At 41.6% G+C, this 18,335-nt stretch carries 18 protein-coding genes; 10 read left to right on the top strand and 8 right to left on the bottom strand.

Annotated features, from left to right (window positions below):
• Positions 1–12: 12 nt before the first annotated feature.
• Positions 13–1,908: a PTS fructose transporter subunit IIABC gene (locus ACP7A0_RS00730; RefSeq protein WP_375567374.1), complete on the top strand. Its 1,896-nt coding sequence runs from the start codon at positions 13–15 to the stop codon at positions 1,906–1,908.
• A gap of 211 nt (positions 1,909–2,119) precedes the next feature.
• The gene (gene lepB / locus ACP7A0_RS00735) at positions 2,120–2,692 is read left to right on the top strand and encodes a signal peptidase I (protein WP_034663870.1); all 573 of its coding nucleotides are present in this window, start codon (positions 2,120–2,122) and stop codon (positions 2,690–2,692) included.
• A gap of 65 nt (positions 2,693–2,757) precedes the next feature.
• Here the strand turns inward: lepB and ACP7A0_RS00740 are convergent, their stop codons facing one another.
• Positions 2,758–3,033 (bottom strand): hypothetical protein, encoded by a 276-nt coding sequence (locus ACP7A0_RS00740; protein ID WP_060596158.1) that lies wholly within the window; start codon positions 3,031–3,033, stop codon positions 2,758–2,760.
• A 143-nt stretch (positions 3,034–3,176) separates the two neighbouring features.
• On the opposite strand from ACP7A0_RS00740, the gene ACP7A0_RS00745 reads away from it, so the two are divergent.
• Positions 3,177–4,796 (top strand): ABC-F family ATP-binding cassette domain-containing protein, encoded by a 1,620-nt coding sequence (locus ACP7A0_RS00745; RefSeq protein WP_034662692.1) that lies wholly within the window; start codon positions 3,177–3,179, stop codon positions 4,794–4,796.
• A 236-nt stretch (positions 4,797–5,032) separates the two neighbouring features.
• Here the strand turns inward: ACP7A0_RS00745 and ACP7A0_RS00750 are convergent, their stop codons facing one another.
• The 3 genes from ACP7A0_RS00750 to mreBH form a co-directional block, all read right to left on the bottom strand.
• The gene (locus ACP7A0_RS00750; RefSeq protein ID WP_375567376.1) at positions 5,033–6,265 is read right to left on the bottom strand and encodes an aminopeptidase; all 1,233 of its coding nucleotides are present in this window, start codon (positions 6,263–6,265) and stop codon (positions 5,033–5,035) included.
• 107 nt (positions 6,266–6,372) lie between these two features.
• Positions 6,373–6,504 (bottom strand): protein YkpC, encoded by a 132-nt coding sequence (locus ACP7A0_RS00755; RefSeq protein WP_003210922.1) that lies wholly within the window; start codon positions 6,502–6,504, stop codon positions 6,373–6,375.
• Positions 6,505–6,578: 74 nt separating this feature from the next.
• Positions 6,579–7,586 carry a rod-share determining protein MreBH gene (gene mreBH, locus ACP7A0_RS00760; protein ID WP_012009812.1) on the bottom strand — a complete coding sequence of 336 codons (1,008 nt, stop codon included), beginning with the start codon at positions 7,584–7,586 and terminating at the stop codon, positions 6,579–6,581.
• A gap of 276 nt (positions 7,587–7,862) precedes the next feature.
• Here mreBH and ACP7A0_RS00765 point away from each other — a divergent pair, with 276 nt between their 5' ends.
• The 5 genes from ACP7A0_RS00765 (at position 7,863) to ade (ending at position 13,136) form a co-directional block, all read left to right on the top strand.
• On the top strand, positions 7,863–8,141 hold the full coding sequence (locus tag ACP7A0_RS00765; protein WP_034662686.1) for an AbrB/MazE/SpoVT family DNA-binding domain-containing protein: 279 nt from the start codon (positions 7,863–7,865) through the stop codon (positions 8,139–8,141).
• 144 nt (positions 8,142–8,285) lie between these two features.
• A complete protein-coding gene (locus ACP7A0_RS00770; protein WP_034662683.1) occupies positions 8,286–9,596 on the top strand; it encodes an ATP-binding protein in 1,311 nt (436 codons plus the stop codon).
• A 4-nt stretch (positions 9,597–9,600) separates the two neighbouring features.
• Positions 9,601–10,437, top strand: coding sequence for a gamma-glutamylcyclotransferase (locus ACP7A0_RS00775; protein ID WP_106030785.1), 837 nt, complete (start codon positions 9,601–9,603; stop codon positions 10,435–10,437).
• Positions 10,438–10,474: 37 nt separating this feature from the next.
• Positions 10,475–11,143 carry a potassium channel family protein gene (locus ACP7A0_RS00780; RefSeq protein ID WP_034662681.1) on the top strand — a complete coding sequence of 223 codons (669 nt, stop codon included), beginning with the start codon at positions 10,475–10,477 and terminating at the stop codon, positions 11,141–11,143.
• 262 nt (positions 11,144–11,405) lie between these two features.
• Positions 11,406–13,136: an adenine deaminase gene (ade, locus tag ACP7A0_RS00785; protein WP_106038782.1), complete on the top strand. Its 1,731-nt coding sequence runs from the start codon at positions 11,406–11,408 to the stop codon at positions 13,134–13,136.
• Positions 13,137–13,237: 101 nt separating this feature from the next.
• On the opposite strand, the gene rnjA is transcribed toward ade, so the two are convergent.
• Together rnjA and ACP7A0_RS00795 are read right to left on the bottom strand one after the other, a co-directional pair.
• Complete coding sequence (gene rnjA / locus ACP7A0_RS00790; protein WP_012009818.1) at positions 13,238–14,905, bottom strand: ribonuclease J1; 1,668 nt, start codon at positions 14,903–14,905, stop codon at positions 13,238–13,240.
• 5 nt (positions 14,906–14,910) lie between these two features.
• Positions 14,911–15,120, bottom strand: a complete 210-nt coding sequence (locus ACP7A0_RS00795) for a DNA-dependent RNA polymerase subunit epsilon (protein WP_003211882.1) — start codon at positions 15,118–15,120, stop codon at positions 14,911–14,913.
• A 395-nt stretch (positions 15,121–15,515) separates the two neighbouring features.
• Between ACP7A0_RS00795 and ACP7A0_RS00800 the strand changes: the two genes are divergently transcribed.
• Entirely contained in the window at positions 15,516–16,295 is a 780-nt protein-coding gene (locus ACP7A0_RS00800) for a Cof-type HAD-IIB family hydrolase (RefSeq protein ID WP_106041769.1), read from the top strand.
• Between the two features lie 39 nt (positions 16,296–16,334).
• Here the strand turns inward: ACP7A0_RS00800 and def are convergent, their stop codons facing one another.
• Together def and ACP7A0_RS00810 are read right to left on the bottom strand one after the other, a co-directional pair.
• A complete protein-coding gene (def, locus tag ACP7A0_RS00805) occupies positions 16,335–16,892 on the bottom strand; it encodes a peptide deformylase (protein ID WP_034662672.1) in 558 nt (185 codons plus the stop codon).
• Positions 16,893–17,004: 112 nt separating this feature from the next.
• Positions 17,005–17,196, bottom strand: a complete 192-nt coding sequence (locus ACP7A0_RS00810) for a YjcZ family sporulation protein (RefSeq protein ID WP_106030973.1) — start codon at positions 17,194–17,196, stop codon at positions 17,005–17,007.
• A gap of 234 nt (positions 17,197–17,430) precedes the next feature.
• Between ACP7A0_RS00810 and ACP7A0_RS00815 the strand changes: the two genes are divergently transcribed.
• A complete protein-coding gene (locus ACP7A0_RS00815) occupies positions 17,431–18,099 on the top strand; it encodes a YkyA family protein (protein ID WP_066030955.1) in 669 nt (222 codons plus the stop codon).
• Positions 18,100–18,335: the final 236 nt, after the last annotated feature.

Here is an 18,335-nt window from a genome sequence, read left to right on the forward strand (position 1 = left end):
GGAGGAGTCATCATGAAAATTACAGAACTACTCACAAAGCAGACAATTAAGCTTCAATTAGACAGCCAGCAGAAAGAAGCAGTCATTGAAGAACTAGTCACTGTTTTAGATACAGCAGGCAAGCTAAATGATAAAGAGGGCTACAAAGAAGCAGTGATCAACCGTGAAAAACAGAGCTCTACTGGTATTGGCGAAGGAATTGCTATCCCTCACGCTAAAACAGCAAGTGTAAAAGAGCCTGCCATTGCATTTGGCCGCTCGACAGCTGGTGTAGATTATGAATCACTGGACGCGCAGCCGAGTCATCTTGTCTTTATGATTGCCGCAACTGAAGGCGCAAACAACACGCACTTAGAAGCACTTTCTCGTTTATCAACACTTCTCATGCGTGAAGAAATCCGAAAGCAGCTTCTTGAAGCGGCTACTGAAGATGAAATCATCGATATCATCAATAAGCATGACAAGGACGATGATGAAGAAGAAGAGGAAGTTCAAGAAGAGCCGGCTGTATCAGGTAAACCAGCTAAGATTTTAGCAGTAACAGCTTGCCCAACAGGTATTGCGCATACATTTATGGCAGCAGATGCTTTGAAAGAAAAAGCAAAAGAAATGGGCATTGACATTAAAGTCGAAACAAACGGCTCTGGCGGTATTAAACACGCCCTTACGGCAAAAGAAATCGAAGAAGCACCAGCCATCATTGTGGCAGCGGACAAGCAAGTTGAAATGGAACGCTTTAAAGGCAAACATGTCATTGAAGTACCTGTGACAGCTGGAATCCGCCGTCCTCAGGAATTAATTGAAAAAGCAGTCAATCAAGATGCGCCGATTTATAAAGGCTCAGGCGGCAGTTCTTCAAAAGACGAAAATGAGTCATCTGGCAAAGGTAGAAGTGGTTTCTACAAGCACTTAATGAGTGGTGTAAGCAACATGCTTCCATTTGTTGTCGGGGGCGGTATCCTTGTTGCAATTTCATTTTTCTGGGGAATTAACTCAGCAGATCCTAAGGACCCTTCATTTAATTCATTTGCAGCTGTATTAAAAGGAATTGGCGGAGATAATGCGCTTGCCTTAATCGTTGCTGTTTTAGCCGGATTTATTGCAATGAGTATTGCAGATCGTCCAGGTTTTGCGCCAGGTATGGTCGGTGGATTTATGGCGTCGGCAGCAGGTGCAGGATTCTTAGGCGGACTAATTGCCGGTTTCCTTGCAGGTTATGTCGTTGTGCTACTTAAAAAAGTATTCACATTCGTACCGCAGTCACTCGATGGGATTAAACCGGTTCTGCTGTATCCATTGTTCGGTATTTTCTTCACAGGCATCATCATGCATTACATTGTTAACACACCGGTAAAAATGGTGATGGATGGATTAACTCACTGGCTTGAAACTTTAGGTACTGGAAACCTTGTCTTAATGGGCATTATTTTGGCAGGTATGATGGCGATTGATATGGGGGGCCCAATTAACAAAGCGGCTTACACATTCGGTCTTGCGATGATTGCTGCTGGAAACTATGCACCGCATGCTGCCATTATGGCAGGCGGAATGGTACCACCATTAGGTATTGCACTTGCTACAACAATCTTTAGAAATAAATTCTCAAAACGTGACCGAGAAGCAGGGATTACATGCTACTTCATGGGAGCTGCCTTCATCACTGAAGGGGCGATCCCGTTTGCAGCGGCTGACCCTCTGCGCGTAATTCCTTCAGCTGTCATTGGAGCAGCAGTGGCTGGCGGATTAACGGAATTCTTTAGAGTCACGCTTCCTGCGCCGCACGGCGGACTATTCGTTTTCTGGGTAACAAATCATCCGGTTCTTTATATCATCAGCATCTTAATCGGTGCCGTTGTAACAGCGATTTTACTGGGTATTTTGAAAAAACCAGTCAAACTAGAAGCGTAATTCAGAAGAGAAGCATCGTGAAGAGCGGTGCTTCTTTTTGTTTAATCATGAACAAATTAGGAAAAAATATCTAATTGAATGGTTGTCTTGTGAATTTTTAAATGACATGTGATAAAGTAAAGTTATTCAATTCACGTTTCAAGTCTTTTAGCAGAAAGTCTTAGGAGGAAGCAGTATTTTGAACGAAGAAAACAAACAAAACGAAAATGATATTCAATCTGATGCAAAGCAAGACAAAACAGAGAAGAAAAGTTCACTGTTTGAATGGATCAAAGCCATTTTAATTGCACTTGCGCTCGTCCTGCTCATCCGTACGTTTATATTTGAGCCGTATGTGGTGGAAGGAGAGTCAATGGAACCGACTCTTCATGATGGGGAAAAGCTGTTTGTCAACAAAACCATTAACTATCTAGGTGGTGTCAAACGAGGTGACATCGTGATTATTAATGGAAAAGATGGCCAGAAGATTCATTATGTAAAACGATTGATCGGCCTTCCGGGAGACACGATTGAAATGAAGGATGATACGCTTTACATTAATGGTAAAAAAGTTGATGAGCCTTATTTAAAAGAGAACAAGGCACATGCGAAAGAGTATGAAGTGCATTTAACAGGGGATTTTGGTCCAGTGAAAGTACCGAAAAACGATTACTTTGTGATGGGGGACAACAGACTCAATTCCATGGACAGCAGAAATGGACTTGGACTCATTGAAAAGGATCGGGTTGTCGGGACATCAGAATTTGTTTTCTTCCCATTTGGCGACATTCGGCAAACAAAATAAAAGCACCCTTCTCAGGTGTGTGAGAAAAGTGCTTGAATGGACGACCCTTTAAAAGAAGGGTCGTTTTAATTTGGCGTGAGCACCGTAACAATGATCACAATCGCCAACACAGAAGCGAAGACAGACCCAGTAATGGCTAAAACGGACCGAAACAATCCGACCTTTTGATTTTCTTTCCCTCGCTTTTGTAAAAAGCGTTTCGAAAAGATGTGTACCAGTGTGTAAATAAGCACAAGCCCAATATAAAGGCCAAAATCCCTTGCATTAAAGCCTGTTGCAGATAAATAAATACCCATAAAGAAAATCAATAAACAGTATTCCATAAGTGTAAGTAATCTCAAATCGCACGAACTCCTTCAATAAATCATTCCCATTTATTATACCATAATGGACAAATTGCCTTCGTTCTTAGCGAGAGACGTTTCTATCAAACGTTATTCATGTTATACTTCATAATGATGAATGAGTGATGGAGGATTAATAAATGATTGCAGTAAATAATGTTAGTTTGCGTTTTGCTGATCGTAAACTATTTGAAGAAGTAAATATTAAATTCACTCCTGGCAACTGCTACGGTCTAATTGGTGCCAATGGAGCTGGTAAATCAACGTTTCTAAAGATTCTTTCAGGTGAAATTGAAGCTCAGACGGGCGATGTTCATATGAGCCCTGGTGAGCGTTTAGCGATTTTAAAACAGAACCATTTTGAATACGAAGAATTTGAAGTATTAAAAGTCGTCATGATGGGTCATAAACGTCTATATGATGTGATGCAGGAGAAAGATGCGATCTATATGAAACCTGATTTCTCAGATGAAGACGGGATTCGTGCAGCAGAGCTTGAAGGTGAGTTCGCTGAGTTAAACGGCTGGGAAGCAGAAAGTGAAGCAGCGATCTTATTAAAAGGTCTTGGCATTCCAGAGAGCCTTCAATCGAAGAAAATGTCTGAGCTTGGTGGTTCTGAAAAGGTAAAAGTACTACTAGCCCAAGCTTTATTTGGTAAGCCTGACGTTCTTCTTCTTGATGAGCCAACGAACCACTTGGACTTACAAGCAATCCAGTGGCTGGAAGAGTTCCTCATTAATTTTGAAAATACCGTGATTGTCGTTTCGCATGACCGTCATTTCTTAAACAAAGTATGTACACATATTGCGGACCTAGACTTTGGAAAAATTCAAGTATATGTCGGTAACTATGATTTCTGGTATGAGTCCAGCCAGCTAGCGCTGAAGCTCAGCCAAGATGCGAATAAGAAAAAAGAAGAACAAATTAAGCAGCTTCAAGAGTTCGTTGCCCGGTTCAGTGCGAACGCTTCTAAATCGAAGCAAGCGACCTCAAGAAAGAAATTGCTTGATAAAATCTCTTTAGACGACATTAAGCCATCTTCACGTAAATATCCGTACGTTCATTTTGCGCCAGAGCGCGAAATTGGAAATGATGTCCTTCAAGTAGAAGGTCTATCGAAAACAATTGATGGTGTGAAAGTACTTGATAACGTCAGCTTTATCATGAATCGCGAGGATAAAATTGCGTTCTTAAGCCGTAATGAGCTTGCTGTATCCACTTTATTTAAAATTCTTGCTGGTGAGATGGAGCCAGACAGCGGGACGTTTAAATGGGGCGTTACAACATCTCAAGCCTTTTTCCCGAAAGACAATAGTGAATACTTTGAAGGAAACGATGTCGATCTAGTGGATTGGCTTCGTCAATATTCTCCTAATGATCAAAGTGAAAGCTTCTTACGCGGGTTCTTAGGACGTATGCTTTTCTCTGGGGAAGAAGTAAAGAAAAAAGCAAGCGTCTTATCAGGAGGAGAGAAGGTTCGTTGTATGTTATCGAAAATGATGCTGTCAGGAGCGAATGTTCTGCTGCTGGATGAGCCGACGAACCACTTGGATCTAGAATCCATTACAGCGCTGAATAACGGTTTAATGAGCTTTAAAGGAGCTATGCTCTTCTCATCTCATGACCATCAGTTTGTTGAAACAGTGGCAAACCGTATCATCGAAGTGACGCCAAATGGCATCGTCGATAAACAAACAACATATGATGAGTTCTTATCAGATCAAGACATTCAAAAGAGACTCGATGAGCTTTATGCATAAATAAGCAAAGACATCCAAAAGTGGATGTCTCAGCGTGTAGACAAACCCTCGTATTCGTTGTCAGTCCTGCGTGCCGGTGCTCACGAATGTCAAATTCGCTCCGCTCCGGTACTCGTCCTTCCTAGACTGCAAAGGTTTTCTATCACGCTGAAAAGAAGACAAAAGGCTAAAATGAAGATCATTTTAGCCCTTTGTCAACAATCTGAGACATCCATAAGTGGATGTCTTTTTTTCGATTAAATCGCCCAGTTTCCATTACGGAAGATCGGTTCGCGTTTCCCGTCTTTTGTAATCCCGTCAATATTCATTTCCTTTGAACCAATCATGAAATCGACGTGTGTAATACTGTTGTTCACACCAGCTGCATCCAATTCTTCACGATTCATCTCTTTTCCGCCTTCGATATTGAACGCATACCCGCTGCCGATGGCAAGGTGGTTCGATGCATTTTCATCATAAAGGGTATTGTAATAGAGAATATTCGAGTTTGAGATTGGTGAATCGTCTGGTACGAGAGCAACCTCACCTAGATAATGGGAGCCTTCATCTGTTTCAACGAGCGAAGTTAAAATGTCTTCGCCTTCCTTCGCTTTCACATTGACAATTCGTCCATTTTCAAATATTAATGTAAATTCATCAATGATATTTCCTGCATAACTGAGCGGTTTTGTGCTTGAGACAGTCCCATTTACACCGTCTTTTTTAGGTACGGTAAATACTTCTTCTGTCGGCATGTTGGCCATGAAAGAGACGCCGCGCTCGCTCACGCTGCCGGCACCTACCCAAATGTGCTGTTCTGGGAGCTCAATCGTTAAATTTGTGCCAGGAGCATCATAATGAAGCTTGTGGTAGTGGCGCTCATTTAGTATTTTGACCTTTTCATTTAGTGACTCATCGTGCTTTTTCCAAGCCTCAACAGGATCTGCTTGATCAGCGCGAGCGACTTTAAAGATTTGATCCCATAATAACGCGACAGCTTCTTCATCTGTATGGTCAGGGAAAATCTTTTTCGCCCATTCTTTTGATGCAGCGCCTACGACCGTCCAAGCAACTTTGTCTGATTGAACGTATTGGCGATATGTATGAAGGGCTGATCCAGCGGCCTTTTGCTGTGCAGCGATTTTTTTCGAATCAATGCCTCGCAGAAGGTCAGGGCTTTCTGACAAGATCGTGATAAAAGCGCCGCCGCGTTTTGCGATGGTTTCCATCATCTGAGCTTCCCATTCTGGGAATTGGTCAAACACATCCTGCGGTGCATGTTCATATTTTAAACGGGCAAGAACACCATCACTCCAGCGGATATGTACGTTTTTCGCCCCGCGCTCATACGCATGTTTCGCGACAAGACGAACAAGGTCTGCAGATTCAGTAGATGCAGATACGACGACTTCTTGTCCTTTTTGAACATTCACACCGACTTCAACGATGGTCTTAGCATATTGATCTAGTTGTTTTTCAAATGAACTCATAAAAAACCCTCCTTTAGTCATGTTCATCATATCAGATTTAAGACCGAAAAGGAAAATGGGGAGCACGTTTCAAGCCAAAATAAAAAAGCCGCTTTCATGCGGCTTTTTTAGCGGTTCAGTTGTTTCACAGGCTGTGCATTAGAAGGGGGCATATGTGAAAACGACAGGCTCATTCCTCCTAAAATAATACCCGTTAAAATGACTGTGACAACGACCCGTTTACCTAAATCAAGCAACATGTTCTTCCTCCTTCACGTTTATCCATTTCTCAAGATATGATCGAAATGATAAAAAAAGAAGTAGAACAAGAAGATTATTTTAATGTTTTTTGCAATTTATGAATGACTTCTAGTGAACGACCTGTTCCGATTGCGACAGATTCAAGTGGATTTGCTGCAATATGAACTGGAACGACAATCTCCTGTGAGAGCCATTCTTGAATCCCATTTAACAAAGCGCCGCCGCCAGTTAAGATCACGCCGCGGTCTACAATGTCACCACTAAGCTCTGGAGGGCTGTCCTCTAATGTGGCACGAATCGCCTCTAAAATATGAAGAAGTGATTCTCGCATGGCACCTTGAATTTCATGAGATTCAAGTGTGATCGTTTTTGGAAGACCTGTCACCAGATCACGTCCACGTACTTCTAATGATTCCGGCTCATGCTCAATGAGACCATAACCAATTTCCATTTTAACCTGCTCGGCTGTCCGCTCGCCGATTAATAGATTATATTTCTTTCGGACAAACGTAATGATATCTTCATCCAGCTGATCTCCGCCAATTCGAATGGAATGACAAGAGACAACGCCGCCAAACGAAATGATGGCAACTTCCGTTGTTCCTCCGCCAATATCGACCACGACGTTTGCAACAGGCTCATCTACCGGGAGATCAGCGCCGATTGCGGCTGCAACAGGTTCTTCTATTAAATGCACGTGCTTTGCTCCGCAGTTTTTCACAGCATCGCTGATGGCACGACGTTCAACAGCTGTTGAACCAGAAGGTGTACATACCACGACCGTTGGTTTTCTGAAGGTAAACCCGATATTTTTCCCTGCTTTTTTCATGATTTGTTTGAGTAAATCTGTTGTCATATCATAATCAGCGATGACACCGTCTTTCATCGGACGGATCGCCACAATTTTACCAGGTGTTTTCCCAATCATTTCTTTTGCTTCTGTTCCGACGGCAAGTACAGTTTTTGTTTCTGTATCGACTGCCACGACGGACGGTTCATTTAAAATAATTCCCTTATTTTTACTATAAACCAATATGTTAGCTGTTCCTAAATCAATTCCAATTTCGGCATTTTGAAACATGTTTTCACCCAATCTCTATTTTTGCTGTTTTAAACAATTTTACATTTAAAAGTTCAGAGGGTTGATGTCATTTGTGGGGGTTTGTGATGACCTTGAAATGAACTTGTAAAATTCAAGTATCATTTTGACAATCACAATAAATTTTCCCTTTGTTTTTTCTTTTATGAAAAAATTTTTTATAGAGGAGAAACCTTTTGAGAATCTCTTACGTCTACGATATATCAATTGGTGCAAAACAGATTGATCTTGAGCTAATGAAAGAAAGAGGGAACGAAATTGAAATCTATCGGAGTCGTAAGAAAAGTAGACGAACTAGGGCGTATTGTGATGCCAATCGAATTAAGAAGAGCACTTGATATTGCTATTAAAGACAGTATGGAATTTTTTATAGATGGGGAGAAAATCGTCTTGAAAAAATACCAGCCAGAGGGCGTTTGCCTCATGACTGGTGAGATTACATCGGAGAACCATGATTATGGAAATGGTCAAATTACATTAAGCGCTGAAGGCGCAGAACTACTGTTAAAAGAGCTGCAAGAAGCTCTTCAGCAGTAATTAAAATAGCCTGCTCTCTTCCTTTGTGCTGAGAACAGGCTATTTTTTTCTGAAAAAGTTCCTTAAAAATGCCCCATCACCCTCAAAAAATAAGTGGAAAATGGTACAATTGACAAAGAATCTCAGGGCGGCAGGTGGAATCATTTGAACAAAACATATCAAGTGCGGATCGTGTTATCTGTTCTTGCATTTATTTTAATCTTAAGCTGGGATTTCTTTTATTATCTAGGCGGCTATCAAATTAATTGGCCGCTCGATCTAGCCTTTACAGTCTTGGTTTTAACAGGGATCTGGGTTGTCTCAGGCTATGTAGACCGCTTAAATCTACTTGTGTCAGACTTAAATAAGAGAGAAAAAGAAGCACACGAACTGACAGAGCGGCTGAATCGAATCACAGATAACTTGCAAGAAATCGTCTTTGAAACAAACGAGAAAGGTGAAATTATTTTCTTAAATCAAGCATGGACACAAATGACAGGCTATGACATAGATGAATGTCTAGGCACCATGTACAATCAGTACTTTGATCAAGAGGAGCGCGTGGTCCAGCATTTGTTATCTGTGATCAAGGAACATAAGGATGCGGGGCGGGTAGAACTGCAGCTTCTCCATAAAGAGGGAAAGAAGGTATGGGGAGACGTTCATTACAAGCTCTATTTTGATGAGCATCACCAGTTTACCGGAGGGATTGGGACGGTTGCTGATATTACGAAACAAAAGCAGGCAAAGCTTGAGCTTGAAAGATCCAATCAGCAATTGCAAATGCAGGCGCAAAAGCTGGCTGTTGCTGGACAAATAGCTGCTGGGATCGCCCATGAAGTCAGAAATCCACTGACATCAGTAAATGGCTTTTTGCAGCTGATGAAGACACAATATCCTGAAAGAACCGATTATTTTGACATTATCTTTTCCGAAATTAAACGGATTGATTTTGTTTTAAGTGAGCTGCTTGTATTGGCTAAGCCTCAAGCGGTCCATTTTCAAGAAGTCCAGCTTCATGAGCTCCTAGAACAGGTGATTACCTTATTAAAAACAAATGCAGTTCTTTCAAATATTGATCTCAAACAGCCATTTAAAAAGCAGGATGCCGGTGCTATCCTAGCAGACGCTAATCAAATGAAGCAGCTGTTCATTAATTTAATTAAAAATGCGATTGAGGCAATGCCTGAAGGTGGCAGCATATACATATCTACAGAAAAAGTATTGAATGAATGGAAGATTACCATTCAAGATGAAGGAAAAGGGATGTCTGAAGAGGATATTCAAAAAATATATGATCCTTTCTTTTCCACGAAAAAAGAAGGGACAGGGCTTGGTTTGACCATCTGTGCGACGATTTTAAAAGATCATCACGGAAGAATGGACGTATCCAGTGAGCTTGGAAAAGGCGCAGCTTTTCAAATCTATTTGCCTGTGTGTCAAAAAAGCAGGCAGCAGCAAGTTGAGAGGACGTGAAGTCATGACGATGAAAGCTTTATTTGTATATGGGACGTTATTGCAGCATGAAGAGCACCACGAAGCGTACATGAAGGAAAGCAGGCTATTAGCTAAATCAGCTTGGATGAGTGGAAGGATCTACGATACAGGTCAAGGATATCCAGCGTGCGTCCACTCAGAAAAAGGCACTGTATACGGGGAATTGTACGAGGTGACCGCTGACACGTTGAATAAGATAGACGTACTAGAGGAAGGGTATGACAAGCAGGAAATCAATGTCATGACGGATCAAGGTCAGGTAGCAGCCATGACATACACTTTGCCAGAGCAGAAGGCATCAGCGCTGAAAGCAATAAAGAGAGGGAGCTGGAAAGCTTATAGACTGTGGCAGCAGAAGCCGTCATCCTTCTATTATTTTGCCTATGGCTCCTGTATGGATGATGCAAGATTTAAGCTGGCAGAAGTCGATCATCACTTCAAACAAATCATCGGCGGAGGAGTACTAAGCGGTTTTACCACGAGATTTACATTGGTGAGGCCAGATGGATCAAGAGCTGATATGGTAGAAGACGGCGGCGAAACAGAGGGTGTTTTATATGAAGTTCCTTTTGATGCCATTCGTTATTTGTATAAACGAGAAGGAGTATATGAAGGTACATATCGTCCAGCTTTTGTCGATGTCAAAATAGGTGATCAAATTTATGAGAACTGTTTAACCTTTCTTGTGCTTCAAAAGAGCGAAGAAATCGCTCCGCCAGCTCATTATCGCAGTGAAATTGAAAAAGGAGCAGACCTTTACTTAAGTGAAGCGTTCCGTAAAAAAATTCGTTCGCATATGGATTCATTAATCAAACCGTAGTAAAATGCATGTTAAGTGAGATAAAAGGAGTCTGAACATGAAAAAGGAATATGCAGTCATTGGTCTTGGACGCTTTGGCGGAAGTATTTGCAAGGCGCTGAGCGAAGAAGGACTTGAAGTCATGGCCATGGATATGAATGAAGATCGAGTGAACGAATACGCGAAAATTGCCTCACACGCGGTCATTGGCGATTCGACCGACGAATCCGTTTTAAAAAATCTTGGTATTCGTAATTTTGATCATGTCATCGTTGCAATTGGCGAAAACATTCAGGCAAGTATTTTAACAACGATTATGCTGAAAGAGCTTGGCGTCAAAATGGTCACCGTGAAAGCGCAAAATGACTACCATGAAAAGGTGCTCAACAAAATTGGAGCGGATCGCATCGTTCATCCAGAGCGAGATATGGGCAGACGGATTGCACATAAAATTATTTCAAATAACGTGCTCGATTACCTCGAGCTGTCAGATGAGTACAGCCTGATTGAGATTGTTGCAAACAACAGGCTTGCGGGGCATTCTCTTTTAGATCTTGATATTCGGGCAAGATACGGCATCAACATTGTGGCGATTAAGCGCGGAAAAGAAGTCATCGTTTCCCCTCTGGCAGATGAAATGATTCAAAAAGAAGATATTCTTATTGTCATAGGGGCAGTAGCCGATATAGGACGCTTTGAAAAACGAGAAATGCAGAACGATTATTAAACACTCCGATGACGGGGTGTTTTTTTATATGAATGTGTACATGACAGGTGGACATTGAGACGGAAATCGACACTGAAAAGGGTTGCTTTGTTCATGTATAACCTCAAAAATGAGTCATCATATTTTTCGTGCAATTATCACTATTCAGAAATAAAAAACAGTGTTTTGATATGGTTGATTTTCTCTAAATGTCATTGACTGGGCAAACAGATTCGTTTACGATAAGAAACATTATATTGTTTACTTGGAGGAGGCAGTGTCGTTGGATAAGGAGCTTTTCAGACATCAAATTGAGGTAGCAGCAAAGAGAAAAAAAGCAGCCCTCGTGATTAAACATGCGAAAGTCATGGATGTGTTTAACCAGGAATGGATAGACGCTGATGTCGCTGTTGAAAATGGACAAATAGTCGGGATAGGGGAGTACGAGGGAGAACAGGAGCTGGATGCAGCAGGTCAAATGCTTGTACCTGGTTTTATTGATGGCCACGTTCATATCGAGTCTTCTATGGTTACCCCTGCTGAATTCTCCAAAGCTGTCGTTCCGCGCGGTGTGACAACTGTCGTAACAGACCCGCATGAAATTGCCAATGTGTCAGGTATAACAGGCATACGTTTTATGCTGGAAGAAGCGAGAAAAGCTGCCTTACATATTTATTTCATGCTGCCATCCTGTGTACCGGCAGTCAGTTTTGAACGATCAGGTGCTATATTAAAAGCGAAAGATTTAAAGCCCCTTTATCAAGAGAAGGAAGTGCTTGGTCTTGCTGAGGTGATGGACTATGTCGGTGTGGAGCAGGCAGAAGAAGATATGCTTCAAAAGCTGCTTGATGCTCAAAACGAGAATAAATTAATTGATGGCCATCTAGCAGGCTTAACAGACCGATTAATAAACGTCTACCGGACGGCCAATGTCCAAACAGACCATGAGGTGACAACAGCAGAGGAAGCCCTTGAACGTGTGAAAAGGGGCATGTATGTCATGCTGAGAGAGGGATCTGTTGCCAAAAACGTGAAAAATGTTTTACCTGCTGTGAATGAGAAGAATGCGAGACGTTTTTTCTTTTGTACAGATGATAAACATTTAGATGATTTAATGGCGCAGGGAAGTATTGATGAGCAAGTACGGATGTCCATAAAAGCAGGCTTAGATCCATTTTTAGCCTATCAAATGGGAAGCTTAAATGCCGCAGAGTGTTTTGGTCTTAATACAAAGGGAGCCATTGCACCAGGCTATGATGCTGATTTTATGCTCGTTTCAGACCTTCATCATGTAGACATCTCAAGCGTATTTATTGCGGGAGAATTGGTTGCGCAGCATGGAGAGTACAAACCGAGTGTCGAAAAGATCGCACCGAGCCCAGCATTATTACAATCTGTTCATGCAGTAGACGTTCAAGAGCAAGATATTGCACTGCCTATCACAGACGATCAAAAAATGAATGTCATCCGTATTATTCCGAATCAGCTTGAAACAAAATTAGAACAAGTCTCTCCTTCAGAAACGAACGGACAATTTACAAGTGATACAGACAGAGATGTATTAAAAATGGTGCTTGTCGAACGTCATCAAGGTTTATCTGAAATGGGGGTAGGGATTGTCAGCGGCTTCGGCATCAAACAGGGTGCGATTGCAACAACGGTTGCACATGATTCACATAACTTAATTGCAGTTGGCACAAATGATGCCGATATTATTAAAGCGATTGAGGCGTTAAAAGAAGCAGGCGGCGGTTTGACCGTTGTCAAAGAAGGCCAGTCTCTTCATACGCTGCCATTACCGATCTCCGGTTTATTGTCAGATCAGCCGGCACATCTCGTCAATGAAAGCCTCCATGAACTCCATGAAGCACTAAAAGAAACTGGTTTTTCCTTAGACTTTAATCCGTTTTTGACGCTGTCCTTCTTGGCACTTCCAGTCATTCCTGATGTGAAAATGACGACAAAGGGCTTGTTTGATGTCAGAAGCTTTCAGCACCTCCCAATTCAATCATAAAAGAATGAGAAACTGCATGTATACCTTGTATATGTGCGGTTTTTTTCAATGCTTGATGAAAAAAAGAGACACAGCCAGTCGGCTCGTGTCTCTTTTTGTTATTACACTTCCATAATAATCGGTAAGATCATTGGGCGGCGCCTTGTTTTTTCATAAAGGAAAGGTGCAAGTGTGTCCGTAATTTCGTTCTTAATTTCCGACCACTGAGTTGTCTTACGTTCCATTACTTTTTCAAGATGCTTTGAAATCAAATCTTGTGCGTCGTTGATGAGGTCTCCAGATTCTCTCATGTAGACAAAGCCTCTTGAGATGAGATCAGGACCAGCAGAGATTTTGAATTCTTTCATGTCCATGCTGACGACCACAATGACAAGACCTTCTTCTGAAAGAATGCGGCGGTCTCTTAAGACGATATTCCCGATATCGCCAATTCCGCTTCCGTCGATATACACGTTACCTGATGGAATTTTGCCAGCGACACTTGCTTCGTCACCTTTTAGTGCAAGAACTTCACCGTTATCCATGATAAAGCAGTTTTCCTCAGGAATTCCGCAATCATTCGCAAGTTTAATATGCGTTTTTTGCATGCGGTATTCACCGTGAATCGGCATAAAGAATTTTGGTTTAATTAAACGGAGCATCAGCTTTTGTTCTTCTTGTCCGCCGTGACCAGATGTATGAATATTATTGAGTGAGCCATGAATGACCTCAGCGCCAGCACGATAAAGCTGGTTAATGGTGCGGCTTACGCTAATATTGTTACCCGGAATCGGTGAAGATGAGAAGACAACAGTGTCTCCAGGATTAATCGAAATCTGGCGGTGAGTGCCGTTTGCAATACGTGAAAGAGCAGCCATCGGTTCACCTTGGCTCCCAGTACAAAGAATGGTCACTTTGTTTGCTGGTAGACGGTTGATTTCATTATGTTCAATAAACGTGTTTTTCGGACATTTAATGTAGCCAAGATCTTGTCCAATATCAATGGCAGACTCCATACTGCGTCCAAACACAGCAACTTTTCGGCCGTTGGCAACAGCGGACTCAATGACTTGCTGAAGTCTGTGAATGTTTGAAGCAAACGTAGCAAAGATGATACGTCCGTCGACTTTTCTAAAGATGTCATCAATGCTTTCGCCTACGCGTCTTTCAGACATCGTAAATTCTGGAATTTCACTGTTTGTACTATCGGATAAAAGACATAGAACGCCTTCTTTCCCGATTTCAGCCATTTTTGTTAAGTTGGCAGGCTCGCCAACAGGCGTAAAGTCAAACTTGAAATCACCTGTATGTACGATGTTACCAGGAGGTGTCTTCACGACAATTCCATAAGAATCTGGAATACTGTGTGTTGTTCTAAAGAAAGACACAGCTGTTTTTCTAAATTTAATGGTATCTTCTTCTTCAAAAATGTGAAGTTTTGTTTGTCTCAAGAGACCGTGCTCTTCCAATTTATTACGAAGTAGGCCGATTGCGAGTTTGCCGCCGTAAACTGGAATATTCACTTGCTTGAGAAGGTAAGGGATACCGCCGATGTGGTCTTCATGTCCGTGAGTGATGAAAAGACCTTTGATTTTATCTTCGTTTTTAACTAAGTACGTATAGTCAGGGATGACGTAGTCAATTCCAAGAAGCTCATCTTCAGGGAACTTAATACCAGCATCAATTAAAATGATTTCATCTTGAAATTGAACGCCATACGTGTTTTTACCGATCTCGCCTAAACCGCCGAGCGCAAAAACTGCCGCCTGATCGTTTTTAACAAATTTCATTCCTCTCATAGCTCCAATACTTTAAAATTTTCACTTTCTCGTTCATAGTCTAAAAAAGCACCGTCTACAGGCTGAATGAATTCAATGTTGTAGCTATGTTTTTTCAACTTATCGCGTACGTCTCTTTCAGAAACCGCTTCAACGTATAGTGAATCTGTGTGTTCTCTTACAGGTACCTCAGTAGTACTTGCCTGAAAAAATACCTTATATATCATCCAAATCTCTCCTTAAATACCGTATGTTACACTCGCTAATTCTATTATATTAAAAAAACGCGCATAAGAAAAGTCTCTGAGAAAAAAGGACCTTCGGCAAATGTGCGGAAGATCCTTTTAAGCGATCGATTTTTTACGAAGCATGTCCTTCCATTGTCTTCTAATTTTCTTGCGCAGACGACGAAGCATCACAGGTCGCCTCCTTTCGGTTTGAAGTCAGATTAGACCATGTATTCCGTGCTCTCTTTATACTTGTATTATATGACGATTCCATTGAATGTTACATGGTTATATGTGGGAAATAGGCGTTTTCATAGGAAGTGGTTTCGAAAGAGGAAATCTTTCTGTATGATGAAAGGGAGTGGGTATACATAACAAGAGACAGGAGACGGGATATGAATAAAAAAGTCATCTTCTTTGATATCGACGGTACTTTATATGATCATGATAAAAAAATACCTGAATCAACGAAGCGAGCGGTTCGCTTATTAAAAGAAAAAGGTCATCATCTCTTTATTGCATCTGGGCGTTCGCCTTTTTTGATTCAGCCTATTTTAGAGGAATTAGGGCTTGACTCCTTTATTGCTTATAACGGTCAGTATGTCATGTATGAGGGAGAGGTCATTTACGGCAATCCGCTGAAACTGGAGCTGATGGAGCAAATTTATGAAACGGCGGATCGTCATGATCATCCGCTTGTTTTTATGGGGGAAAAAACGATGAAGGCTTCTGTGCCAAATCATCCGTTTATCCATGAGGGGATTGGGACTTTAAAAACAGAGCATCCTGAGCATGATTTGTCTTACTTTAAAGAAAACGAGATTTTTCAAATGCTGTTATTCTGTAAGGCTGAAGAGGAAGTCCAATACGAGGCGTTCCGCGAAGAAATTGATCTTGTCAGATGGCACGAGCTGTCAACAGATGTCCTGCCAAAAGGCGGGTCGAAGGCTGAAGGCATTAAACGAGTCATCGAAAGGCTGCCTTACGATCAAAAGGATACCATTGCCTTTGGAGACGGTCTGAACGATCGAGAGATGATTTCATTTGCTGGAACTGGCGTTGCTATGGGTAATGCTGTGAATGAATTAAAAGATTTGGCTGATTTTGTGACAAAGCCAGTAGATGAAGACGGCATATTCCATGCAGTGACTCATCTAGGCCTCATTGAAGAGTAAAAAAAGAAGACCCTTAGGCTAATGGGTCTTCTTTTTATTTTATGATCTGCCGATCGCAACAGAGTTGTCTGGCTCAGCGAAGGGCTGATCCTTTTGAATATGATCATAAAACATAATGCCGTTTAAATGGTCGATTTCATGCTGAAAAACAATGGCCGGGAACCCTTTTAGGCGAATATCAATGTCTTCTCCTTCAAGCGTTGTGGCCTTCACCCTGATTTTTTGATATCGAGGGACAAATCCAGGAATGGCTTCATCAACAGATAAGCAGCCTTCACCAGTAGCTAAATAAGCTCTTTTGACCGAGTGACTGACAATGCGCGGGTTGAAAAGGGCATAGCTGTATTCCTCTCCATCTTCGTCCTCACAGTGAACAGCGATCATCCGTTTACTGATATTAATTTGCGGAGCTGCTAGTCCAACGCCGGGTCTGAGTCCATACTTTTCAGCCATGTCAGCATCCTGACTATTTTTGACGAATTCAATCATGTCAGCTAATTGCTGTTTTTCCTCTTCTGTCGGCGGGAGCTCGACCGCTTCAGCTGTTTGTCTTAATACGGGATGTCCGTCCCGTACGATATCTTCCATGGTAATCACAAATCTTCACTCCTATTTCCTTTGTATGTAAAGTATATAAAATGATACACAACATATGCAATGAAATAAAGAAGACCGGTCCTATGAGACCGGTCAGAGGCTTAAACAGCCATTAGCAGCAGCCGCCACCGCCGCCGCCTAAGAATGCTGCGCCAACGATAATTAATAGGATGAAAAGGACAACGATTAAAGCGAATGTCCGTCCTCCACCGTATCCGTAGCCACCGCCATAACTTGGGTAACAACAGCCACCGCCATATCCACCACCGTATCCATACCCGTGACCGCCGTATCCACCATACATACTTCCATGACTATAATTAGACATACTTTTGACCTCCTTTGGAAATACACTCGGCCTCTCATAAGTGAAGGCGAAGCGTGTAATATAAACTATGTATGAATGCACTATTTGTATAGTCATGCGCCTATCACTTGAAAAAAATCTTCTCCGGCTCATCAGGATGACCTCTTTCCTTGTCACAAGCGTCTATAAAAATTATAGTGGTATGTGGAGATGTAAAGGGGGAACCTTGTGATGAGACAGATGAGAAGAAGCATGAAAGCATGTGCTGCTTTAGCGGGGATATGTACCCTTTTGCTGGCGGGATGCGGAGGTCAAAGTCCATTTCATGACATGCAAGATGCGATGACGAAAATGAGCGAAAAAGAGGCATCCTTTGAAAAAGAGCAAGGTACACTGCAAAGCTATGAGAAAAAAGAGCAGCAGCTCTATACAAAAATGATTCAAACCACAAAAGATCATACAAAAACAGTGTCAAGCCTTTCTGATCAGGCGTTAGCATCTGCAGCGAAACGAAAAGAACATTTAAAAACAGAAAAAGACAGCATGGATGAATCGAAAAAAGAATTGAAAACGGTAAAGGAATCTGCCGGACGTATAAAAGATACGGATTTAAAAGAAAAAGCAGATGAAACGGTCAAATCGCTTGAGAAAAGATATGCGTCGTATGACCAGCTTTACAAGGAATATCAAAAGGCGCTGAAACAAGATCAGCATTTGTATCAATCTTTAAAGAAGAAGGACTTGGGATATGAAGAGTTGAAATCCAAGCTGAAGACGGTGAACCGTTCTTATAGCAAAGTCAGAAAAGAAGGTAAGAAGTTCAATCAATATACAAAGCAATTGAATGAGCATAAACAGGCTTTGTCTAAAGCGGCAGATCAAGAATCCCAAAAGAGCTGAAAAAAACAGCTCTTTTTTTATTTTTCGACAAAAACAAACATTTTCTATTGTAGTACAGTAGTACAATCTATACTAGTACAGTTCGAGGTGTTTGTTAAACAGATTGATACAGCTCACTATAAAAAGTAAAGCGAATACATTTATTTAAATAAAGCCGTTAAATCAATTGACGGACTATTTTTCTTGTTGTAAACTAGTCCTTGTTAACAGAAGTTGTATTAGTTTTTTGTGAACTA

The sequence above is a fragment of the Bacillus sp. DWP3-1 genome, assembly GCF_049896565.1.
GTDB lineage: Bacteria > Bacillota > Bacilli > Bacillales > Bacillaceae > Bacillus.